Source organism: Streptomyces sp. NBC_00353 (genome assembly GCF_036108815.1).
Taxonomy (GTDB): domain Bacteria; phylum Actinomycetota; class Actinomycetes; order Streptomycetales; family Streptomycetaceae; genus Streptomyces.
In genome coordinates, this window is record NZ_CP107985.1 from 2579337 (window position 1) to 2601258 (window position 21922).

Here is a 21922-nt window from a genome sequence, read left to right on the forward strand (position 1 = left end):
CTCCCAAGCGGAATCACTCATAACGCTAGACCCGCAATGCAGGCTCAATTTGTCCAAGAGCGCACCGCCGCAGCCCCGCCGCGCACAACGGGGCCTGGTACAGCGGACCGATTCGTGCTCGAAGCTCCAGCGGAGCTTGGCCAGCCGCACCAGCGAGGCCAGATGCATACCGGAGGGCAGGCTGGACAGCCAGAACTGCACCGGCGCGCTTTCGCCGGCGGGCCACTCGGCCAGCAGCCATCGCTCGGGCAGCGCCGGGCCGCAGGTGGCCAGGCGGATCTCGCGTCCGGCAGGACGGATCCGCAGGGCGACGAAACGCGAGTACATGCGCTTGAGACCGCTTCGGTCCCTGCCCGGTCGGGCAGCTTTCCCGCCAAGACACCGGCAGCTTGCGACCGTCAAGGCAGACGCCGACGGCGTCTGCCTTGACCGACTGTAGGTCGATCAACCCGGCTGTCGGTTCGGCGTCCCGGCCCAGCCGCTGTGGACCTTCCAAGCGCAGCCCGTCATAAGAAGGCCGGAAGGGTCGGCCGGCAGCCGATCGGCAAGGTGGGCGGCGGGGGCGGTACGGGCGATGGCGTGCAGAACGCCCGACGGAATCTGGGACTCCTTGACCTGAGCGTTGTCGCGCCGGCGGCGGATGAATGCGGGAGCCGTGCAGGTCAGCGCATCCTTGTCGGGCTCAGATCACGGAAAAAGTTTTCAATATGCAGGAGGCGGCTTATTTAAGCCATTTCTGCGACACTTAAAAACCGACGACCCGCTGTTCTCTCTCATGAAGCACGGTATGCAGCAAAGCCGCTTTCCACAAATATTCTTGGCAGGCAAGGGGACGGGTTAGTCAGATGAGCGTCATTCACCCCTGCTTGTGAGCGCAGCCACAGCACGGTCGAGGTCAATGTGGAGACTCTCCGCCCCAAGGGGCACCAGCATGAAGGTTTGACACAAAAACGTAGCAACATCGGAAACCGCGATATCGACCAGCGCCTCTCCCCCGGTGGACCTCAGAACGATGCGCATGGTGTGCAGACGGAATCGGCGCCTGGGGAAGACAAGCACGTCACCCATACCGGTCGGCCGGCGCAGGCCCTCGGCGGCAGCATACGAGCGAACACCCAGTCGACGGGCCTCATCGCTGGTGCACCAAGGGAAAGGCGCACGGCGTAGGGTCGGTCATGTCGTAGTGCAACTCCGCGGGCAGCGGCACCGGGAGCTCTTCCGGAACCCAGACCTGCACCGCCACCGCGCACATGGTCGAGGTAAGAGGCGGCCTCATTCAATCCCTCACACTGGTTCATATAAATGGCTTTTCTGTGAATGACCCTAAAACACTGCGGCCGTCGCGACTTACGAAAGAACGCACGGAGCATTGTCCAAGAAAGAACGATTCCCGGATTCGCCTCGCAAAACCTGGACATCGGCCATTCGACGAGGGACACCGCTCCATCGCAATGGATGAGATCCAATCGGCGTACCTTCAGTCGTCGCCACTGGATCCAGCCGCCCACGGTGTGGTGTTCGGTCTCGAGGAGTGTGCAGAGGGAGAAGATCGCGAAGGCCCTCAAGCCAGTCTGTGCTGGAACGCCTCCAGGACCTCGGTAAGGTCGGACACGAAGCACCCGGCGATGGTTCGGCTCTGGGCGCGCGCCTGGGCGGAGTGCGTGCCCTTCCTCCAGTTCGACGTGGAGATCCGCAAGATCGTGTGCACGACGACGACGGGAGCGTCAACGCCCTTATCCGCAGGACCGTCGCATCCGCGGGCACTTCCCGACGGGCAAGCCGCCCTCAGGTGCGCTCGCTAGAAGGCCGCACTCCAAGCCCTCGATATCGCCTTCGACCCGGCTCACCGCCGGATGCTGCTAAAAAACACTGAACGCGCTCCACCGTTCGCTGTACAGAACCTAGTCTTCGTGCGGGGCCCTGGCCTTTCCCCGAGGTCAGCGAAGTGCTGGCAGGCAAGGCGCTTGCGGTGCGAGCCAGAAGGTCCTGGCCCTGTTGACGGATAATGTTACGTGAGGGGAGAAGTGGAAGGCGAGAGCGGGATGCGATTCGGCCAGATGTTGCGTGAGTTGCGGCAAGCGCGTGGCTTGACGATTGAGGAGCTGGCCGAGGCGTCTGGTGTTTCAGGCCGCGCGATAGGTGATATGGAGCGGGGGCGTAGTCTGCGTCCGCATCGTGGGACGGTCGCCGCGCTCATGCAGGCTCTGCAGTTGGACGAAGTTGCGCGTGGCGAACTGCTGGCGGCTGCCCGCCCGACTGTGAAGTCTTTCCAGGCCGTCAAGTTCTCGCCCTATTCGTTGCCCAGAGGTGTCCGGGACTTCGTCGGGCGTCATTCGGAGTTGGCTGTGCTGCGCGGCCTCGCGCAGCGGTCCGCCGAGGACACCGGGCCGCAGGGGCGGGGAAGAAGTACGGCTGCACCGCCGGTTGCGGTGGTGTTCGGTGCGCCGGGGAGCGGCAAGACGACCTTGGCGGTCCGGCTGGCCGAGGAATGTGCTGCGAATTGCGTGGACGGGGCGTTCTTGCTGGACATGCGGGGTCTGGATGCGGAGCCGCTTTCGGTGGAGGAGGCGGTGCTGCGTCTGCTGGGCGCATGGGGCGTCGCTGATCTTGATTTGGCACGGTCGAGTGCTGAGGAGCGTCTCGCGCGTTATCACGCGATCACCGTCGGGCTCCGGGCGGTTTTGGTCCTGGACAATGCCGGTAGCGAGGCTCAGGTCAGACCCTTGCTGCCGCGTGAGGGGCATCTGCTGGTGGTGGTGACCAGTCGTCGTACCCTCCCCGGTCTGGAGGGTGTGCAGCGAGTGGAGTTGGGTGCGCTGACCGAGCAGGAGTCCACCTCGTTGCTGCGTGCCGTTGTCGGCGCCGGCCGTGTGGACGCGGAGCCGGAAGCCGTGCGCTCGGTGGCCGAGTTCTGTGGATACCTTCCCCTGGCTTTGCGGGTGGCCGCGAACTGGGCCGCGACCCGTACGAACTGGAGCCTGCAACGGCTCGCCGCCCGGCTCACGGACGAGGATCGCAGGCTGGATTCGCTCAGTGCCGGAGACCTGCGGGTCAACTCGGCTTTCTCACTGTCCTACTCGCGTCTTGCTCCTGAGGTCGCCCGGATGTTCCGGCTGCTGTCGCTAGTACCGGGACCGGACTTCAGCGTGCCGCTGGCGGCCGTGCTCGCCGGCGTGTCCCTGCCCGCCGCGGAAGACGCCCTGGAGGAACTGTTGGAGGCGGGACTGCTGATGACCTACAGCGAGGACCGCTACCGCTTCCACGATCTGCTGCGCCTGTATGCCAAGACCCGCCATCGCTTGGAGGACGGCGAGGAGAAGTCGGTGGTGGCCAGTTCCCGACTGCGGACCTGGCTGCTCCAGACAGCCATCGTCGCCGGCCGCTGGTACGAACCGGGCCACGGTGCACCACCACCGGACCCCACCCGCCTGGTCGCCCTCGACGACCCCGAGCAGGCGATGCACTGGATCAAAGCGGAGGCCGACAACTGGTTGGCGGCGTACTTGGCAGCGTTCCGCGAGGCAGCCGAGGGCGGCGAGCACGCTTTGGTCACCGAGGTGGCGGAAGCCATGCACTGGTTCCCCAGCAACTGGCTGTCCATGGGCCACTGGGGCGAGATCTACGAAGGGGCCGCCGAGGCCGGCGCGGCCCTTGGTGACGCCGGACTGGAAGCCACCCACCGCAACTACCTCGCATGGGCCTATCGGGCCCGCGAACAGCGCCATGATGATGCGGTCACAGCCGCCACGCGCACGCTCGGCCTCGCGAGAGCCGCTGGGAACGTCGTCCAGCAAGCATGGGCACACTGCTATCTCGGCTGGCTGCAGGTCACGGCCAATGACGTGTCGTCCGCCGCCGACAATTATCGCCAGGCCATGACACTGTTCGCCCGGGCCGACGAGATCAACGGATACCTCCAGGCGGCCAGCGGGAGCATCGGGATGCTGCGGAAGGCCGGTCGCGGGGACGAAGCCGTCAAGACCTACCAGGAGGTCATGGACGCGCTCGCGGACCCTCGCAACCGCGACCGCGTTCCGGCGAATGTACGGGATGTCATCTTCCTGACCGCCACGTATAACGTGTCGTTCGTCCAGCTCAACCAAGGGCACTGGGTGGACGCGGTCGATGCTCTGCGTTCCATCCGCGGGCAGTTCGACGCCCGCGGTCGGTACCGGCAGGCAGGCAGGGTCTACCTGAACCTGGCCCACGCGCTCGCTCACCTCGGTGAAGACGCCGAGGCAGCCACCGAGTACCGCATCGTGCTCACACTGGAAGGCCGCATCCCCTCGAACCTGGCGGAAGAGGCCCGCAAAAGTCTCGAGGCCCTCACCGCCGGCCGACTGGAGCCACCGACCCGGTTCAAGTGACAGGCGCCCGACCGATGCACGTCAGGACCGGAAGAAGGAGGGTGACACCTCAAGCGCTCTCCCTGGTGCGTCGTTCCAGGTCTGCGACCGATTCAGGATACGCAGGAGCATGGGAAGGCTCGGCACCAGTTACGACAACGCTCTGGCCGAGAGCCTGTGGCAGAGCCTGAAACGCGAGTCCGTCTACACGAAGGCGTTCTCGACCATGAGCCAGGCGCCGCTGGAGATCTCCCGGCTGAGTCGTGTTCTCGCAGCCGATGGGATCGGAGCCAACTCCCCGCACCACCTGGTCAGTTACTGCAGCATCCCGCCCTCACCGGTCAGCCGCAGCCCCTCATTGCGGGGCCGGCCCACGAGCGTCGCAACCAACTGCTCGTCCGTCGTAGCGCTGGACACCGCCTCGGCGGGACTCCTGGACCTGCGTCGACTCCACGGCGGTATCGCTGATCACGAATCTTGTCCTTGATCATCAGATCCGCCGTTGAAGACAACTCCCCCACCGGGCGTATCCCAAAAAGCGCCCTCAACGCGTTCGCGCTGTTTCGAAGGCCGGTGGCGCCCCGTGGAACCGAGAACGTACACAAGACCGCTTACATGGGCGCCCCGGCCCCGAACCTGGGAACAGTGTGTGGGTGCCTCCTACGACTGCGTCATGCAGGCCAGAGACGACCGTGTCAGGAGCGGACGGCCACTCGGGCGGCATCGAGGATGACGTCGGTCACCACGCCGGGTCGGGTGATGAGGGACAGATGACCGGCGTTGACCTTGGTGATGTGAGAGCCCGCACGGTTGGCCATGGCCAGCTGCTCAGCTGAGGGGATGACGTGGTCGGCCGTGCCGACCACGGCCCAGGAGGGGATGGTCTGCCAGGCGGGCATACCGGAAGGCTCGGATCCGGCGCTGACAGCGAAGGGGCGCTGGCCGGCTGCCAGGAGCCGGGCTTGGGCGCTGGGGACACCGTTGGCGAAGCAGTCGGCGAATCCCCGGTAAGCACCGTTGGGTGCAACCTTCAGGTAGGCGTCGAAGTCACCCTCGGGGGAACCGGGATACTGCACCAGGTTCAGAAACGTCGACGGGTCGGCGGTGACGCACGAACCGGGCCGGGCGGCGTTGATCTGGAACACGGTCTCGCCCTGGGCGGGGATGTAGGCATCGTCGTAGACCAACGCCTTGACATTGGGATTGCCCGCGGCAGCGTTCGTGATGACCATGCCGCCGTAGGAGTGGCCCACCAGGACGACCGGGCCCTGAATACTGGTCAGGTAGTTCTTCAGGCTCTGCGCGTCGTAGTCAACGCCACGCAACGGGTTGGGCGGGGCGACGACGGTGTAGCCGGCGTGCTGGAGGCGGCTGATCACCGGGTTCCAACTCGACGCATCCGCCCACGCACCGTGTACGAGCACGATCGTCGGCTTGGGACCGAGGTCCTTCGCGGTGGTGGTGGCCTGCGCGACCACCTGGGTGGCCGGCACCACCGCCCCGGCGACGGCCAGGGCGCATGCGGCGGCCAGTACGCGAGACTTGCGCAGCCGTCATCCTCGGAATCGCATGATGGAAGTCCTTTCGGTGGCCCTGTCACGGGCCAGGTGAGTGAGGTGACCGAGCCCGATGCGAAATCGGTGCAGGTACGGTGTCGGGCACGGCCAGGACGGTGAAACAAACGGAACGGCGTGTCCTGGGGAGGGCGCTGAGGGGCAACGCGCTCCACGACGTGGCCTTTCGCTGTTATGCCGGTTCTTCCGCCAAAACGACCCAGATCACGTGCAAAGCGCTCCGGTGCCGTTGCTCCCACGCTAAAACCACGGCGCGGGCAGTAATCGCCCGCGTGCGTACTACCGCTGTATCAACAGCGCACAGAAGCGACGGCCATACCCGAGTGACGGATGACGGGAAATGTCGGTGCGCTACGAGGACGGATCCAGTGCACGGACAGAACACCCGAGCGTGTCGATCGGTCCTGACGTGGCGGAGCAACTCCGGACGGCATGCCCACGCTGGGCCAGGGCCGGATTCGCGCGAGCAGGTCATCCCGAGGAGCCAGTGGGTGCGGGTGGTACGCCGACGCCGCTGCCCCGCACACCCCGGGGTTGGTCCCGCGAGCTTCGATGACGGCTGGTGGCGGTGCTGGTCGGCATCGGACGCGATGGCGACCGCTTCGCGATGCGTTACGCAACGGTGGCGGTCATCAGCGCTCCGGCAACGGTACGTGGGCCGGCGCCGAGGTGTGGATGACTTCCAGTGGGCGCGCTCCGGCATCCATACCTCGACGAGCGCGGCTGCAAGGGCCGTAAACCTTCCGGACGGCGCTGCGGAGCCGTCAGGTGCGGACCAGTGGCGTGTCGACCAGGTGCTCGGCGACGAACCACGCCTGCAGTTCGCCGGTCCTGATCACCTGGGAGACGAGCAGGTCGTTGGTGCCGTCGTCCCCTAGTTCAACGGTCCGGGCGGCCGCGTCGTGAGCTTCGACGAGTATGGTCTCGTGAGCCTCAAGCAGCCGTGAGAGCATCGCCGGCACCTCCTCCACACCGTCCGGAGGTCGGGGAATCGACGTGATCTCGGCGACGTGCCGGGGGTCTCCCACCGCGACGCCGCCCAGTGACTGGACGCGTTCGGCGATGGTGTCGACAAGTTCGAGCTGTTCTCCCGCGTGCTTGTCCAGGACCAGGTGCAGTTGGTAGAAGGTCGCACCGCGCATCAGCCAGTGATGCTTCTTGTAGAGGCCATAGAGGATCTGCGTATCTGCCAGAACCTTGTTCAGGCGCTGACAGGAGTACATCCGGGCCTCGTAGGACAGGCCCACCGGGAATTGCTTGACGGTGCCGAACTCCTGGATCACCTCACCCTTCTGGTGCAGCCACGGCTGACTGCCGCTCGCGGACGGGGAAGTGGTGGTCATAATCGGCCTCCTGGGGCGCGGTGCTGTGTATACCCGGGTGACGCTAGGTGTCCTGTCGAGAGACAGCTTGTCTGGCAGCGCATGCCGTGATGCCCCGCAGCGCACTGTCCCCAGCGCACGCGTCAGTCCTTCGCTCTGGGGAAAGCCCTCGTGCGCAGGCGGGCACGGGCGGTCGACCTGCCGCCCCAACCTCGGCGGGACATCGGGCGGAGAGAGATGAGTTCGAATGAGCAGGCGGACGTGGTGGCTCGGTTCGGACAGCCCTCGTCACTGATGGCACTGACTGCGACGTCGATCAAGGAGACTGCCCGGGCCCGTGGGGTCGATCCCGGACCGTCTGGCTGGATATTTGATGGCGGGTGCGGCGTCCCTGATCGCGATCACCATGCTGTGGCCGGCGCCCGTGCGCGGGCCGCTGCGGCTCGCGACGCGCGGTCCTGCTCCTTGCTCGCGGAGCGGCTGCGCGCGGAGGTCGACTGCGTGCGTGGTGACTTCGCCGTCGACCGCCGGGTGGTCCTCTGCGCTGTGCCATCAAGTACGGGATGCCCCGGTCCGACAGGCGCGTGCCGACCACCCCCACGCCGGAGGACGAGCGGCGTAACGCCGCGGCGGCGGCCCGGCGGCTCGACGACGCCTTCCGTTGTTTCCTCGCCGAACGGGGCACCAAGTACATTGCGTTGGCGGAGGCGACGGCGCTGATGAAAACGGTCGCCGTGCTGCGACTGACCGCGGACGCCGTCGTCGACCTCTGGGAACAGGACGACGACGCGTCCGACGGGCGACCACACCACGGCGCGTGCCGATATCGTCCGGTCCGGGCTGCAGGTCTGCAAGTGGTACCAGGAGGCGGCGCGCGCACTGTCCGGATACGGCAAGGTGCCCGAGCGGCCGGCCCGAGATGAGACGGCGGACGAGCGACTGATCAACGCAATACGCCGGGACCTCTCCGACGGCGGCGGGCAGGGCACCAGCACGGCGATCAGGATGATCTGGACCGCCGACCACATCGATGTGGCCCAGCAGCTCCAGACGTCGGTGGTGGGGCCGGCACGGGCGGCCGCCGCACTGCAGAAATGGTCGCGCACCGCGTCGTCGCGCGGCGGCAGCCGCCGCACACCACAGGTGCCTAACGCGCCCTCGGTCCGAACGAAGGGCGCCCGGCCCGGCGGCCGGTCGGCGGCCAGCCGATGGTCCGTACACAGACAGGGCGCGGACAAACCAGAGGCTGAGCGCCGACGGACAACAAGGCGCTGCCGCACGCCCATAGCGTTCCCGTCGTGACTGTCTTCGCCCGGCCTGGACATCGTCTGTCGCCGGTCCGGCCGGAGCAGAACCTCCGTATGCATGAGGGGACACACATGTCCGAAGTGGTCAATGTGCTGGTCGCTCACGTGCTTGAGCCTGAGGCCCGGGCGTTCGCCGATGCGACGGCTGATCCGCCGTACCGGTTCGAACTCGCCCCGGCTGAAGGCCACAAGGCCGCCCGGCGGGCATTGTCCCACCGGCCCGAACGACCCCGCCGCCCCCACGGCCCCACGGCCCAACGATCTGAGGAACCGCAGTGTCTCCACACCATTTTCCGGTCCGGCGGTTCTCCCGTTCGGAGACGGCTCGTGCCGAGGCCTTCAGCGACGGCATCTTCGCGATCGCGGTCACCATCCTGGTGCTCGGCCTGGCCGCCCCCGCGCACCGGCCCGGCCGGCTCGCGCACGCTCTTGTGTCGCAATGGCCCGCCTACGTTGGCTACTTCGCGTCCTTCAGCTATGTCGCCGTGATCTGGCTCAACCATCACCAGGCCTTCGTGCGGATCCGCAGCATGGACCGGGGCCTGCACGCGGCCAATTTCTTCGTGCTGTTCACCACGGCGGCGCTCGCCTTCCCCACAGGCGTGGTCGCCGATGCGCTGCGGTCCGACGTCTCCGGCACGGATGCGCGGGTGGCGGTCGTCCTGTACGCGTCTCTGGCTTCGGTGATGTGTCTGAGCTGGGTGGTCCTCTATCACCACCTCGGGCGCCACCCCGAGCTTATGGACCCGGAAGTTGAGCCCACTTATGTGCCGCATGGCCGCCTCCGCTCCTGGGCCGGAGCGCTGGCTTACGCCGTCGCCGGAGTACTGGGCGGCCTGATCTCCCCGCTGATCGCACTGGGCGTCTTCATCGTTCTGCCTGCCTTCTACTTCGTTTCCAGCGAAGGGCTACCGACAGGGCGGGGCCCCGCCGGCGATACGAGGGCGTGACGGTCGGCTCCTTGCCTTCAGGTGGAAGCACATCGCGCTGTACGCCGCAAGGCCTGCATGCGGCCGCCGCCTACGGGGCAATGTCGCCAGGCTGCGCCCTGCGTGGGGAGAATCAGATGGACGAGGGCCGAAGTGTCGCTTTCCTTCTTCCGGGCCGAACGTGCAACTGCCGGTTGCCTGTCACTCAAAGCGGGTTGGCAGCAACGGCCGGCCGGCGGCAAGGGCGTCAAGGCTTGCGCGGGCTTCTTCCCACATGGCCGAGGGGAGGCGGCCTTCCAGCGTGAGCACGGTGCGGTACTCGCTGGCGGCCTCGGCGTCTTCACCGAGGTGCGCGAGGACGTGGGCCAGGTTGAGGTGGACTTTGCCTGCGTACAGGTCAAATCCGCGGGCGTCGAACTGCCCGTGGATGGAACGCAGCGCGTCGACCGCGTCCTGCCAGTGCCCTTGGTTGAGATAGACGGAAGACACGCTGTAGATGGCGATCAAGGTGGTGGTGTCGCGTATGTTCGGCGGGATGCGGTCGCGGTTGCGCGGATCAGCGAGAGCGTCCATGACCTCCTGATACGTTTTGACGGCTTCCTGCACGCGGTCGATCTTCGCCAGCAGGTCGATACTCGCGGTGGCCGCCCAGAGGTATCCGTTGATCTCGTCGGCCTGGGCGAACAACTCGATGGCACGGAGAAGATTTTCGGCGGCGGGCGAGTCATCATCGACCAGGTTCTGCAGCCAGCCGATGTACATGTGCGCCCAGGCCTGCTGGACGACGTCCCCGCAGCCCGTGGCGAGATCCAGCGCGCACGTGGCGGCGGTGGCCGCCTTGTCATGGCGGCCGCCTACCCAATAGGCCCATGCGAGGTAGTTGCGGTGGGTGGCTTCCAGTACGGCGTCGCCAAGTGCGGCTCCGGCCTGGGCAGCGCGTTCGTAGATCTCAACCCAGTGGCACCAGGACACCCAGAGGTCGGAGAACCAGTGCATGGCTGCCGCGACCTCGGTGACTCGGGCGTGTTCGCCGCCCTCGGCGGCCGTGCGGAAGGCCGCCAGCCAGTTGTCGCTCTCCGCTTTGAGCCAGCGCAGTGCCTGCTCAGGGTCGTCGAGGGCGACCAGGCGGGTGGGGTCCGGCGGTGGTGCACCGTAGCCCGGCTCGTACCAGCGGCCGGCGACGACGGCGGTGTCGAGCAGCCAGGACCGCAGACGGGAAGAGGCGGCCGCGGACTGCTCCGTGTCGTCCTCCGCGCGGTGCCGGGCCCGCGCGTACAGGCGCAGCAGGTCGTGGAAGCGGTAGCGATCCTCGCTGTAGGTCATCAGCAGTCCCGCCTCCAGCAGTTCCTCCAGCAGGTCTTCGGCATCAGACAGCGACGCGCCCGCGAGGACGGCGGCCAGCGGCATGCTGAAATCGCCTCCCGGCGCCAGCGACAGCAGCCGGAACATCCGGGCGGCACCAGGACCAAGACGCGAGTAGGACAGCGAGAAGGCGGAGTTGACCCGCAGGTCACCGGAGCTGAGGGCATCCAGCCTGCGATCTTCGTCGGTGAGCCGGGTGGCTAGCTGTTGCAGGCTCCAGTTCGGGCGGGTTGCGGCCCAGTTCGCGGCCACGCGCAGGGCCAGAGGAAGGTGCCCGCACAACTCGGTCACCGAGCGTGCGGCTTCCGGCTCCGCGTCCACGCGTCCGTCGCTGACGACGGCACGCAGCAAGGAGGTGGACTCCTGCTCGGTAAGTGGACCGAGTTCCACGCGCTGCGCTCCCTCCAAACCGGCCAGGGCACGGCGACTGGTCACCACCACCAGCACACCCCCCTCACGCGGCAACAGGGGCCTGACCTGCGCCTCGCTACCGGCATTGTCCAAGACCAGCACTGCCCGGAGCCCGGCCATGCCCGCGTGGTAACGCGCCAGACGCTCCTCAGCACTCAGCTGCGCCACCTCAAGGTCACCCATGCCCCACGCGCCCACCAACCGCACCACCGCCTCATCGGCAGGGAGCGGTTGCTCCTCCAGGCCCCGCATGTCCAGGAGATACGCCCCGTCTGGAAAGGAGGGAGCGAACTCCTCGGCAAGCCGGACCGCCAGGGTCGTCTTGCCGCTCCCGGGCGCACCGAACACCACCGCTACCGGCGGTGCAGCGGCACGGCGTCCCTGTTCCTGAGGCTCTGTCTCCTCGGCGGCACGCTGCGCCAGAGCACGCAGCACGGCCAGTTCCGCATGCCGTCCCACGAAGTCCCCGACACCTTTGGGCAGCGTGTAAGGAGAGGCTTTGGCGGCCAGGGAAGTCTTGGCGGCCGGGCGGGCCGCCCGGGCTGCGGCCAGCAGTCCATCGTGCGCCGCCTCGTCCAACCGCAGACCCTGCGCCAATGCGGTGACTGTTCCCCGATGCGGACGCAGGCTCCGCCCGCGCTCCATGTCACCTATCGCGCGCGCCGACACACCCGACGCCTCCGCCAACTCCTCCATCGTCAAACCACGGCTCTGCCGCAACTCCCGCAGCAACCGACCGAACGACGATCGGCCCGGGGCGCCCGCCACCTGATTCACAGCCGCTCTCCAGAAACCGCGGTTCTACTGTCCCGGTTCCTGCCGGTGGTCGTCCCGGTCACCACCACTCCTCCGCCTCCCAAACCGCGCGGCCCCGGGCCCCACAGGTACTGGGAGGACCAGACATACCCATGACGGCCGAAAGCCGACCCATCGGAAGCGTACGACCCTCCGCGCAGAAGACCGCAGGCGCTGTCGGTGATCCGGGTCACCGTTCTGTGGCGTGGTGTAGCGACGCCCTGAAATTTCCCCGTGAGACTGGAGACTGGAACGTGAGGTTCCAGCGAAAGTAGTGCCAGGTGGGTAGTGAGTATGCGAAGCGGTATTCGGAGGAGTTCAAGCGGGACGCGGTTGAGTTGGCCTGTTCCTCCGACAAGACGATCACGGAGGTCGCGCGGGATCTCGCGGTGAGCTCGGAAGCCGAAACGGATGGGTCCGCTGTCAAACGCCTCGATTGGGCGTGTAGGGTCTCGCCACTCGTGGCATAAGCCGTGCTCCTGACCAGCGAGTTCTTCGCTGTCTCACGGCGATGGCACACGGTTCAGTGTCACGAGCCGTGGCACATCCTCAGCACGCCTGCACGGACGGCGAGCGGCATAAGCCGCTGACCTGCGGGGTTTCAGTTCGATTCCGCGTTCGGTGCCAGGGGGGACACGCCGCGTGCCCTGGTCCACTCGGCCAACGACCTCAGGGAGGGCCGCCGCGCATCGTGCAGGGGTGTGCGCACACAACCGATGTGTGACGGGAGTCGTTCGAGAGGCACAGCCGCTGTGCGCATCAGTTCTCGTCAGTGCCGCAATCTTGGCGTGAGGCGGTGTGGGCCGATGTCTCAAGGGGGCGGCGGCCACGGACGCGATCATGAGGTGAGGCCCCCGGGGCGGCGCGACGGGCCGGTCATGCCAGCGGCGGTCCTGCCGGAGCGAGTGTTCAGCGGGGTGTGAATATCCACTAATATGGTGCGCCGTACGGGTGGAGGAGTGTGGTGGAAGGCGGGAGCGGCACGCGGTTCGGGCGGACGTTGCGTGAGCTGCGGCAGGGCCGGGGCTTGACGCTTGAGGAGCTGGCCGAGGCGTCGGGTGTGTCGGGGCGCGCGATAGGTGATATGGAGCGGGGGCGTAGTCTGCGTCCGCATCGTAGGACGGTCACCGCGCTCGCGCAGGGTCTGCAGTTGGACGAAGCGGCGCATGCCGAACTGCTGACGGTTGCCCGTGGCGCGCGTCCGGGCAAGAGGTCTCCCGGTTCCGACGGGGCGTCGCCCGAACGCCAGGAGACAGGGCTGGAGGTCCCGGAAACTCTCGTCCGGCCCGCCCAGCTGCCCTCCGGTCTGGCGGTCTTCGCCGGCAGGCAGGCCGAACTCGGCCGTCTGCGAGACATCGCTGGCGAGGTGACGCCCGCAGCGTCCACGACTGTGCTGCTCAGTGGGATGGCGGGGGTGGGGAAGACCACGTTGGCGGTGCACTGGGCCCACACGGTGGCCGACCGGTTTCCGGACGGTCAGTTCTACGTGGACCTGCGCGGGTTCGATACTGCGAGGACGGCCATGACCCCCGTCGAGGCGCTCAGCGGCCTGCTGGAGGCATGGGGACTGCCAGCGCACCGCATACCGACCGGCATGGACGCACTCGCGGGTCTGTTCCGCAGTCTGCTGGTCGGCCGCCGGGTCCTCGTGCTCCTGGAGAATGCGAGCGCCACCGAGCAGGTACGTCCGCTGATGCCCTCCTCACCCGGCTCCCTGGCCCTGGTCACCAGCCGCAACACCCTGCCTGGCCTGATCGCCACCGGGGCCCGCCCGCTGCGCCTGGAGCCGCCCTCCCGCACGGACGCCCACGCGGTGCTGGCCCTGCGGACAGGCACCGAGCGCCTGTCCGCCGAACCGGAGGCCGCCAACGACATCATCGAGCAGTGCGGACGTCTTCCCCTGGCTCTGGCTCTTGTGGCCGCCCGCGTCCAGAACAACTGGGATTTCGCTCTGTCGGCCGTCGCCGCCGAACTCCGCTCGTCCCAGGACAACCTGGACGCCTTCTCCGACGCCCGCACCGCCTTCGCCTGTTCCTACCGGCTCCTGTCGCCCGAAAGTGCACGGGTCTTCCGGCTCCTGTCGCTGCACCCGGGGCCCGACATCGCGGTGCAGACAGCCGCCGCTCTCGCCTCCTGCACGATTCGGACAGCGCGCACGGCACTGGGTGAACTCGCCGACGCGAACCTTGTCATGGAACGCGTACCGGGCCGGTACGGGCTGCACGACCTGTTGCGCCTCTTCGCCACCGAACTCACCGAGATCCGCGACTCCCCAGCCGAACGCCGTGCCGCTCAGCACAGGATGTTCGACCACTATCTGCACAGCGCGTATGCCGCAGATCAAGTACTGAGCTCGAACGTGAATCCCCTGCGGCTCGCTCCGCCCCAGCCTGACGCACTTCCAGAAACGTTCACCAACGACAGCGAGGCCCTGGCCTGGTTCACCGCGGAACGGGGCGCGCTGATGGCAGCCGTCACCGAGGCCATGCAGACGACGTTCCTCACCCACGCATGGCAACTTCCCTGCTGCATGCATATGTTCCTCGATCGGCAGGGACACTGGCAGGACGTTGTGGCATCCCAACGCACTGGTGTGGATGCCGCACGGCAGGACGGAGACCTGCTCGGAGAAATCACCACCCTCCGTAAACTGGCTCGCGCGCTCACTGAACTCAACCAGCACGAGGCGTCCAGCAGCCACCTCAAGCGTGCTTTCGAGGTAGCTGCGGAACTCGGCGATCCCGCGGAACAGGCTCACACACATTCGAACATGAACTGGTTCCTGCACCAACAGGGGAGATACGGTGAAGCACTGGACCACGCTTCTGAAGCGCTGCGCCTTTTCCGCAGCATCGACCTTCGTTCCTTCGAGGCTATGCAACTGAACGCCATTGGCATGCTGCACACCGAACTCGGAAATTACGAGGAGGCCGCCGCGCGTTCCAAAGAGTCCATTTGCCTGACGCGAGAGGACGGCGACTCGTTTCACGAGGCCTGCGCCTGGGACACTCTCGCCAGCGCACACTACGGGCTGGGCGAATTCGAGGAAGCGATCTGCTGCGCCCGCCGGGTTCTTGACATGTTGCCGAAGGGAGGTGATGTGTACACCGAGGCAGTCGTCCAGGAACGGCTCGGTGACGCATACGCCGCCGTCGGCGACCAGAACGCAGCCCACACCTCGTGGCATCGCGCGGCCGACCTGTTCGGGCAAGTCGAACGGCCGGAAGAGGGACAGGTGAGAGCCAAGTTGGAGGCGTCCACCACTCCTCCTGAAAGATAGTGCGTCAGCTCCTCGGGAACGATCGTGCAGGGCCGTGCTGCGTGGCCTGCCATTGGATGGGCGTAGCGGACCGATATGTGGTGCGCGCGGGCAATCGACTCCGGCGACAGACCGGGATCCTTCAGATCCTTCTCGTGTCCAGCCATTGCATGACCTCGGGGGTCACCGGGACGGTGATGTCGGCGAACTCGTCGCTCGAAGTCGGCGTCGATGGCGAGCGTGGTCGTCGAGCGCGGCTCAAGGATGAGTTCGGCACCGAGCAGGGGCGTGAAGGTCCGCACCGGAGAGGTGTCACCTGCCAACGCCCTCAGGAACACTCTGACTTCGGCTCCGTCCACCCGGACTGGGCTGAGCGACCAGGATGTTGGGGTCGTTGTTGGTGAAGTAGGCGCCACTGGCGATGTAGGTCGTGTTGCCTCGTACGGCGACGGAAGTCGGGTTCTCCAGTCCGTCGGCGCCGGTCAGTACTACGGTGTGGCCTCCGCTCGGCCCGGCCAGGGCCACCTCGTTGTCCGAGTTGATCCAAAGCGGCGTCATTCACCCCTGCTCGTGAGCTCGACCACGGTACGGTCGAGGTCAATGTGGAGACTCTCCGTCCCGGAGGGCACCAGCATGAAGGTTTTCGACAGGAACGTGGCGACTTCGGAATCGGCGATCTCGACCAGCGCCGCTCCCGCGGCGGATCTTAGAACAATGCACATAGAGTGCGGACGGCATCCGTGCCTGGGAAAGACAAGCACGTCACCCACACCGGTCGGCCGGCGCAGGCCCTCTGCGAGCAGTGTGCGGGCGAACACCCAGTTGACGGGCCTCGCTTCCGGTGCACCGAGGGAAAGGCGTACTGCATAGGGGTCGGTCATGTCGTAGTGCAACTCCGCGGGCAGCGGCACCGGAAGCTCCTCCGGGACGCTGACGTGTACCGTCACCACGCACATGGCCGAGGTGAGATGCTTCCTCATTCAATCCCCCACAATGCTCATAGAAGCGATTTTTCTGTGAATGAGGATAAAATGGTGTGACCGGCACAGCTTGCCGAAGAAGGCACGGAGCGTTGTCCGAGAAAGAACGAGTCTCGAATTCGTGTCTCAAAGCCTGGACGCTGCTGCGTCGCTCTGGAAAAGATCGATTCGGTATACCTCCAGTCGGCGCCGCTGGATCCACCCGCCACAAGGGATAGGCAGCGTTACGAGTTCACCGTGGTCGACTCAGCCACCCGACGCTGTCGGCGTTCGGTGGTCCAGTAGAGAAGGGCGAGCAGGGGGAGGACTCCACCCAGGAGCGTGAGTCCGGTCCAGCCTTCGGCGCGGTAGGCGATGGATCCGAGTTGGGAGCCGGCTGCGCCGCCGATGAAGAACATGGCGATGAAGGCGCTGTTGAGGCGTGCGCGCGCGTCGGGGTCGAGTTGGTAGACGGTGTGCTGGCCGAGGATGAGGGTGGTCTGTACAGCCATGTCGATGAGGATGGCGGCGAGGGCGATGAGGACGATGTTGTGCTGGCCGAGGCCCGCGAGTGCGAAGGCAAGTGCGGTGACCGTGAAGGCGGTTCCGGTCATGGGGCGTATGAGGCCGCGGTCGGCCCAGTGCCCGGCGAGCGGGGCTATGGCGGCGCCTGCTGCGCCGACGAGTGCGAAGATGCCGACTCCGATCTGTGAGTAGTGGAAGTCGGGGCCGGTCAGGACGAAGGAGACGGTGGTCCAGAAGGCGCTGAACGCGCCGAACATTGCTGCTTGGTAGAGACCGCGGCGTACCAGCGCGGGCTGGGTGCACACCAGTTGGATGGTGGAGCGGAGCACGTGGCGGTAAGGGAGGGTCGTGGTGGGGGCGTGTTGTGGCAGGGCCGTGCGCAGGGCGATGGCCAGCAGGGCCATGAGGGCGGCGGAGCCGAGGAAGACGACGCGCCAGCCGGCGAGATCGGAGATCAGGCTGCTCAGTGTGCGGGAGAGGAGGATGCCGGTGAGCAGTCCGCTCATCACGCGGCCGACGATGCGGCCGCGGGTGTGGTCGGGGGCGAGGCTCGCGGCGAAGGGGACCAGGATCTGGGCGACGACCGAGGTGGCGCCGCTGACCAGCGAGGCGATCAGCAGCATGGGGAAGCTGGTGGCCAGTCCGGCCGCCACGAGGGCGAGGGTGGTGACTGCCAGGAGGGCGGTGACAAGGTTGCGTTTTTCCAGGCGGTCGCCGAGCGGGACCAGGAAGAGCATGCCGATCACGTAGCCGACCTGGGTGAGCGTGATCAGCGCACCGGCCGTGGCTGTGCTGGTGTGGAAGACGCCGCTCAGCGTGGACAGCAGGGGCTGGGCGTAGTACAGGTTGGCGACGGTCATGCCGGACGCAACAGCCAAAAGCGCGACCAGCCAGCCCGGCACGCCCTGAGACGTCTTTGCGGCAGCGAGCCGACGGGGGCTCCGAATTCGTGACCTTGCAGACATGAACACCTTCTTGAGCGGTGAGCCGGAATATCGGCTCGTGTGGAAGCGCGGTGTGATGGCGGCAGCGTCTTCGACGCGGTTACGCAAGCTAAAGCACGGCACGCCCCTCGCGCTTCCTCATTCGAGGAGATACGCCAACCGGTGCGCTGCCAGGCGCCGAACGGTGCACTGACGTGCAATTTCGCCGTTTGGCGTCTTACTAGCCTGGCTGCCGTTCCCACGACTTATCGCCTCGAGGAGTGCCATGTCGAAGCAGACCGTTGCCGAGCAATACGTCGACCTCCTGGCACGCGCCGGTGTCAGCCGGATGTATGGCGTGGTCGGCGACAGTCTGAACCCCGTTGTCGACGCAGTGAGACGGCACGACGCCCTCGAGTGGATTCAGGTCCGGCACGAGGAGGTCGCGGCCTTCGCCGCTGGCGCCGAAGCACAGCTCACTGGCAGATTGGCCGCCTGCGCGGGCTCCTGCGGTCCAGGCAACCTGCACTTGATCAACGGCCTGTTCGATGCGCATGTCGATGGCACCGGTCATCGCGCTGGCCGCGCAGATTCCCAGCAGCGAGATCGGTACGGGGTACTTCCAGGAGGCACATCCAGACCGGCTGTTCGAGGAGTGCAGTCACTATTCGGAACTGATCTCCTCACCCCGGCAGATGCCCCGGGTGGTGCAGACAGCGATCCAGCACGCGGTCGGTCGGCGCGGAGTGTCGGTGGTGGCCCTGTCCGGCGACATCGCCGGACAGGGCTCCCCCGACGGCGGGGCCGAGCTGGCGATACCGCTGGACCGGCCTACCGTGCGTCCGGGCGACCAGGAGCTTGCCCGGCTGATACAACTCGTGGATGCCGCCGAGAAGGTGACGGTGTTCTGCGGCCGGGGCGTCGAGGGCGCCCATGCCGAATGTAGATCAACTAGAAGGGGCGGTAGCCGTCCGGACCGACGTGACGCCGCACCGAAAGCCGCCGCAGACGCGCTGATCAGGGAACTCCCCCGGCTCAAGCCCGAAGCGGACCGCGGATCGGAGACCGCGCAGGCCTCGCGACACTCAAAGGTGCCTCCGGTCGTGGGAGGACATATGCCGTTCCGTCCTATGTCCTCCCGCGACTCACATCGGTTGGTCGTCGTCCGCGAGCACGTCCGCCCTCAACCGGGTCGAGCGGTTGCGGAGGCTGCCGGTCTGCCCGGAAATCACTTGGGCAGCCAGGCGCGCCACGTCGACTCGTTCTTGTCGACCCACTTCTTTGCCGCCTCCTGAGGTGAGAGCTTCTGATCGGCGATCATCAGAGCCACCTCGTTCTGCTCCTCGGTGCCCCAGGAGAAGTTCTTGAGGAACTGAGCCGCCTTGCCGCCGTTGCCGGCGAAGCGCGCGTTGAGGTACTTCTTCAGCGGCGTGTGCGGATAGGCGCACTCGACCTTCTCTGCGTCGGCGTCGCAACCATCCTTGTACGGAGGCAGTTCGATCTCCGTCATCGGTACCTTCTCGAACAGCCACTGCGGCTTGTACCAGTAGGTGAGGAACGGCTTCTTCTCCTTGGCGAACTGCTTGATCTGGGTGATCTGCGCCGCCTCGGAGCCCGAGAACACGACCTGATAGTCCAGGCCGAGGTTCTGCACGAGCGCCTTGTCGTTGGTGACGTACGACGGAGAGCCGTCCAGCAACTGGCCCTTGCCGCCGCTCTCGGCGGTGCGGAACTGGTCGGCGTACTTGTTGAGGTTCTTCCAGTCGGTGACGTCGGGGTGCGCCTTGGCGAAGTACGTGGGGACGAACCAGCCGATGTGGCCGGTGACCCCGAGGTCCCCGCCGGGCGTGATCGTCTTCTTGTCCTTGACGTACCGGGCCTCCTGGTCCGGATGGCCCCAGTCCTCCAGGATGGCGTCCACCCGGCCTTGGCTGAGGGCGTCCCAGGCGGGCACCTCGTCGATCTGAACGGTGTCGACGCGGTAGCCCAGCTCGTGTTCGAGAAGGTACTCGGCCACGGCGGTGTTCGCCTGGGCGCCGACCCATGACTGGACCGAGAGCGTCACGGTCTTGGCGCCCTGCGCGTTGGCGAACGGAGAGGGCTGGCGCGTCATGTCCGCTGCCCCGCAGCCGGCAACGGCGACGAGACCGGCGGCGCAGGCGAGCGCGATCAGAGGTGTGCGCAGACGAGCCATGTCAGGCCCCCTTTTCGGTGCGGCGCTGTGTCGGCTGTGTGACACGGTCGAGCATCAGGCCGAGGCAGACGATCGCGGCACCTGCGACCAGACCGGTCGCGAGGTCGCCCTGGGCGAGGCCGAACACGACGTCGTAGCCGAGAGCACCTCCGCCGACGAGACCGCCGATGACGACGACGGCGAGTACGAGGACGACTCCCTGGTTGACGGCGAGCAGCAGTGCCGGGCGGGCCAACGGCAGCTGGACCTTGCGCAGCTGCTGCATCCGTGTGGCACCGAGCGAACGCGACGACTCCATGACGACGGGGTCGACGCTGTGCATTCCCTGCGTGGTGATGCGGACGACGGCGGGCAGCGCGTAGATGACGGCGGCGGCCACCGCCGGTGCGCGGCCGACGCCGAACAGAGCGACCACAGGGATGAGGTACACGAACTGCGGCATCGTCTGGAACACGTCGAGCACCGGACGCAGCAGGCGTTCCACCCGCTCGCTCCGGGAGGCGGCGATACCGACGGCGAAACCGATCACCAGGGTGACGGCGACGCCGGCCAGCACCTGGGAGAGCGTGTTGAGCGCCGGGTCCCAGACGCCGAGCACGCCGATGGCGGCCATCGCGAGGACGGCGGTCAGCGTGGTGCGCCATGTGCCGATCACCATGGCGAGTACGGCGACCAGCAGGAGCAGTGCCCACCAGGGCAGCCACTGGAGCCCGTCGCGTACCGGATCGAGGATCCAGGTGGTGAAGTGGGCGGCCCAGTCCGCCGTGCCGCCGATGACGGGCACGCCGGAGTAGAGGTGGTCGGTCATCCAGCCGACGGCCTCGTTGACCGGCTCGGCGATGCCGACGGTCCAGGCATCGGGCCAGGTCGGCTTGGAGGCGAGCCGTGCCACGACGGCGGCGACAACCGTGCCGGCCACCACGACGGCCCAGCCGGACCAGGCGGGCCCGGCCTGCGGGGCGGTGCCGATGCGGTTGCCGGCCGCGGCGGTGACCCGGTCGAGGACGACGGCGAGCAGCACGATCGGAATGCCGGCGGCGAGCGCGGCGCCGACGTCGACGGAGGCGAGGGCCTGGTAGACGCGGTCACCGAGGCCGCCCGCGCCGATCACGGAGGCGATGACGGCCATCGACAGGGCCATCATGATCGTCTGGTTGAGGCCGAGCAGCAGTTCCTTGCGGGCGAGCGGAAGCCGGGCGGTGAGGAGCCGCTGCCGTCCCGTCGCGCCGAGCGAGGCCGCGGCCTCCATGACGCCGGCGTCGGCGTCGCGCAGTCCGAGCGCGGTCAGCCGGGCCATCGGAGGTGCCGCGTAGACGACGGTCGCGAGGACGGCGGCAGGCACACCGATGCCGAAGACCAGCACGACCGGCAGCAGATACGCGAAGGCCGGCATGACCTGCATGGTGTCGAGTACCGGGCGCAGCGAGCGGAAGACGCGGTCGGACAGACCGGCGGCCAGGCCGAGCACTGCTCCGAGGATCACGGAGGCCAGGACGGCGACGACCATCAGCGCGAGGGTCTGCATCGTGGGCACCCACATGCCGAGCAGTGCGCAGAGGATGAACGCGGCGACGGCGGTGAGTGCGAGCCGGACGCCTGCGACCCGCCAGGCGATCAGACCGGCTGCGGCCGTGACACCGGCCCAGCCGGCGGCGAGCAGGACCAGGTAGACGCCGCGTACGGACAGCACGACGGCGTTGCTGATGTGCCCGAAGAAGTAGAGGAACAGCGGGTGGGTGTCGCGGTTGTCGATGATCCAGTCGCTGACGTCCCCGAGCGGACCGGTCAGATCGACGGTGAGGCTCTCTGGCCATGTCCCGCCGCCGATGAGGAAGGCGCCGAGTATCAGCAGTGCCAGGGTGCCGACCAGCACGACGCCGGTGCGGTGCCGCGCGAAGGAGGAGGCCGGCGTGGAGGCGTCCAGCCCGGTGGTGCGCGCAGTGGTGATAGTGGCGGTCATCGCGGCCACCCCCCGCTCGTGGGCCAGGAGGCCCGCGCGGCGGCCCGGCATTCCGG

The 21922-nt window shown here is 67.1% G+C and carries 15 protein-coding genes and 4 pseudogenes; 8 read left to right on the forward strand and 11 right to left on the reverse strand.

The features are described 5' to 3' along the window. Window positions 1-111: 111 nt before the first annotated feature. Both OHA88_RS11880 and OHA88_RS11885 read right to left on the reverse strand, forming a co-directional pair. Window positions 112-388, reverse strand: a pseudogene (locus OHA88_RS11880) (IS701 family transposase); the annotation flags it as partial. Between the two features lie 464 nt (window positions 389-852). Then, the gene (locus tag OHA88_RS11885) at window positions 853-1068 is read right to left on the reverse strand and encodes an SsgA family sporulation/cell division regulator (RefSeq protein WP_328625473.1); all 216 of its coding nucleotides are present in this window, start codon (window positions 1066-1068) and stop codon (window positions 853-855) included. A gap of 545 nt (window positions 1069-1613) precedes the next feature. Here OHA88_RS11885 and OHA88_RS44610 point away from each other — a divergent pair. The 3 genes and pseudogenes from OHA88_RS44610 to OHA88_RS11895 all read left to right on the forward strand — a co-directional run. Beyond that, a pseudogene (locus OHA88_RS44610) lies at window positions 1614-1793 on the forward strand (transposase); the annotation flags it as partial. A gap of 231 nt (window positions 1794-2024) precedes the next feature. Further along, window positions 2025-4367, forward strand: coding sequence for a helix-turn-helix domain-containing protein (locus tag OHA88_RS11890; protein ID WP_328625474.1), 2343 nt, complete (start codon window positions 2025-2027; stop codon window positions 4365-4367). Window positions 4368-4476: 109 nt separating this feature from the next. Next, window positions 4477-4833: a hypothetical protein gene (locus OHA88_RS11895; protein ID WP_328625475.1), complete on the forward strand. Its 357-nt coding sequence runs from the start codon at window positions 4477-4479 to the stop codon at window positions 4831-4833. A gap of 208 nt (window positions 4834-5041) precedes the next feature. Here the strand turns inward: OHA88_RS11895 and OHA88_RS11900 are convergent, their stop codons facing one another. Next, window positions 5042-5839, reverse strand: a complete 798-nt coding sequence (locus OHA88_RS11900) for an alpha/beta fold hydrolase (protein ID WP_328625476.1) — start codon at window positions 5837-5839, stop codon at window positions 5042-5044. A gap of 845 nt (window positions 5840-6684) precedes the next feature. Beyond that, window positions 6685-7263, reverse strand: a complete 579-nt coding sequence (locus OHA88_RS11905) for a Dps family protein (RefSeq protein ID WP_328625477.1) — start codon at window positions 7261-7263, stop codon at window positions 6685-6687. Window positions 7264-7826: 563 nt separating this feature from the next. On the opposite strand from OHA88_RS11905, the gene OHA88_RS11910 reads away from it, so the two are divergent. After that, the gene (locus OHA88_RS11910; RefSeq protein ID WP_328625478.1) at window positions 7827-8165 is read left to right on the forward strand and encodes a hypothetical protein; all 339 of its coding nucleotides are present in this window, start codon (window positions 7827-7829) and stop codon (window positions 8163-8165) included. Window positions 8166-8824: 659 nt separating this feature from the next. After that, window positions 8825-9499 (forward strand): TMEM175 family protein, encoded by a 675-nt coding sequence (locus OHA88_RS11920; protein WP_328625479.1) that lies wholly within the window; start codon window positions 8825-8827, stop codon window positions 9497-9499. A gap of 180 nt (window positions 9500-9679) precedes the next feature. Here OHA88_RS11920 and OHA88_RS11925 read toward each other — a convergent pair whose 3' ends face one another. After that, on the reverse strand, window positions 9680-12028 hold the full coding sequence (locus OHA88_RS11925; RefSeq protein WP_328625480.1) for a helix-turn-helix domain-containing protein: 2349 nt from the start codon (window positions 12026-12028) through the stop codon (window positions 9680-9682). A 299-nt stretch (window positions 12029-12327) separates the two neighbouring features. Between OHA88_RS11925 and OHA88_RS44615 the strand changes: the two genes are divergently transcribed. Together OHA88_RS44615 and OHA88_RS11930 are read left to right on the forward strand one after the other, a co-directional pair. Further along, window positions 12328-12516 carry a transposase gene (locus tag OHA88_RS44615; RefSeq protein ID WP_443044212.1) on the forward strand — a complete coding sequence of 63 codons (189 nt, stop codon included), beginning with the start codon at window positions 12328-12330 and terminating at the stop codon, window positions 12514-12516. A gap of 494 nt (window positions 12517-13010) precedes the next feature. Then, window positions 13011-15326 (forward strand): tetratricopeptide repeat protein, encoded by a 2316-nt coding sequence (locus OHA88_RS11930; protein ID WP_328625481.1) that lies wholly within the window; start codon window positions 13011-13013, stop codon window positions 15324-15326. Window positions 15327-15520: 194 nt separating this feature from the next. Here OHA88_RS11930 and OHA88_RS11935 read toward each other — a convergent pair. The 4 genes and pseudogenes from OHA88_RS11935 to OHA88_RS11950 all read right to left on the reverse strand — a co-directional run. Continuing rightward, window positions 15521-15673 (reverse strand): annotated as a pseudogene (locus tag OHA88_RS11935) (pirin family protein); the annotation flags it as partial. Further along, window positions 15618-15863, reverse strand: coding sequence for a hypothetical protein (locus OHA88_RS11940; RefSeq protein WP_328629963.1), 246 nt, complete (start codon window positions 15861-15863; stop codon window positions 15618-15620). The pseudogene OHA88_RS11935 and the gene OHA88_RS11940, both read right to left, overlap by 56 nt. Beyond that, window positions 15860-16216, reverse strand: coding sequence for an SsgA family sporulation/cell division regulator (locus OHA88_RS11945; RefSeq protein WP_328625482.1), 357 nt, complete (start codon window positions 16214-16216; stop codon window positions 15860-15862). The genes OHA88_RS11940 and OHA88_RS11945 overlap by 4 nt, the downstream gene beginning before the upstream one ends. 293 nt (window positions 16217-16509) lie before the next feature. Further along, a complete protein-coding gene (locus OHA88_RS11950) occupies window positions 16510-17691 on the reverse strand; it encodes an MFS transporter (protein WP_443044369.1) in 1182 nt (393 codons plus the stop codon). A 307-nt stretch (window positions 17692-17998) separates the two neighbouring features. Between OHA88_RS11950 and OHA88_RS11955 the strand changes: the two are divergent. After that, window positions 17999-18653: pseudogene (locus OHA88_RS11955) on the forward strand (thiamine pyrophosphate-binding protein); the annotation flags it as partial. Window positions 18654-18940: 287 nt separating this feature from the next. On the opposite strand, the gene OHA88_RS11960 reads toward OHA88_RS11955, so the two are convergent. Both OHA88_RS11960 and OHA88_RS11965 read right to left on the reverse strand, forming a co-directional pair. Continuing rightward, a complete protein-coding gene (locus tag OHA88_RS11960) occupies window positions 18941-19906 on the reverse strand; it encodes an ABC transporter substrate-binding protein (protein ID WP_328625484.1) in 966 nt (321 codons plus the stop codon). Between the two features lies 1 nt (window position 19907). After that, on the reverse strand, window positions 19908-21866 hold the full coding sequence (locus OHA88_RS11965; protein WP_328625485.1) for an ABC transporter permease: 1959 nt from the start codon (window positions 21864-21866) through the stop codon (window positions 19908-19910). Window positions 21867-21922: the final 56 nt, after the last annotated feature.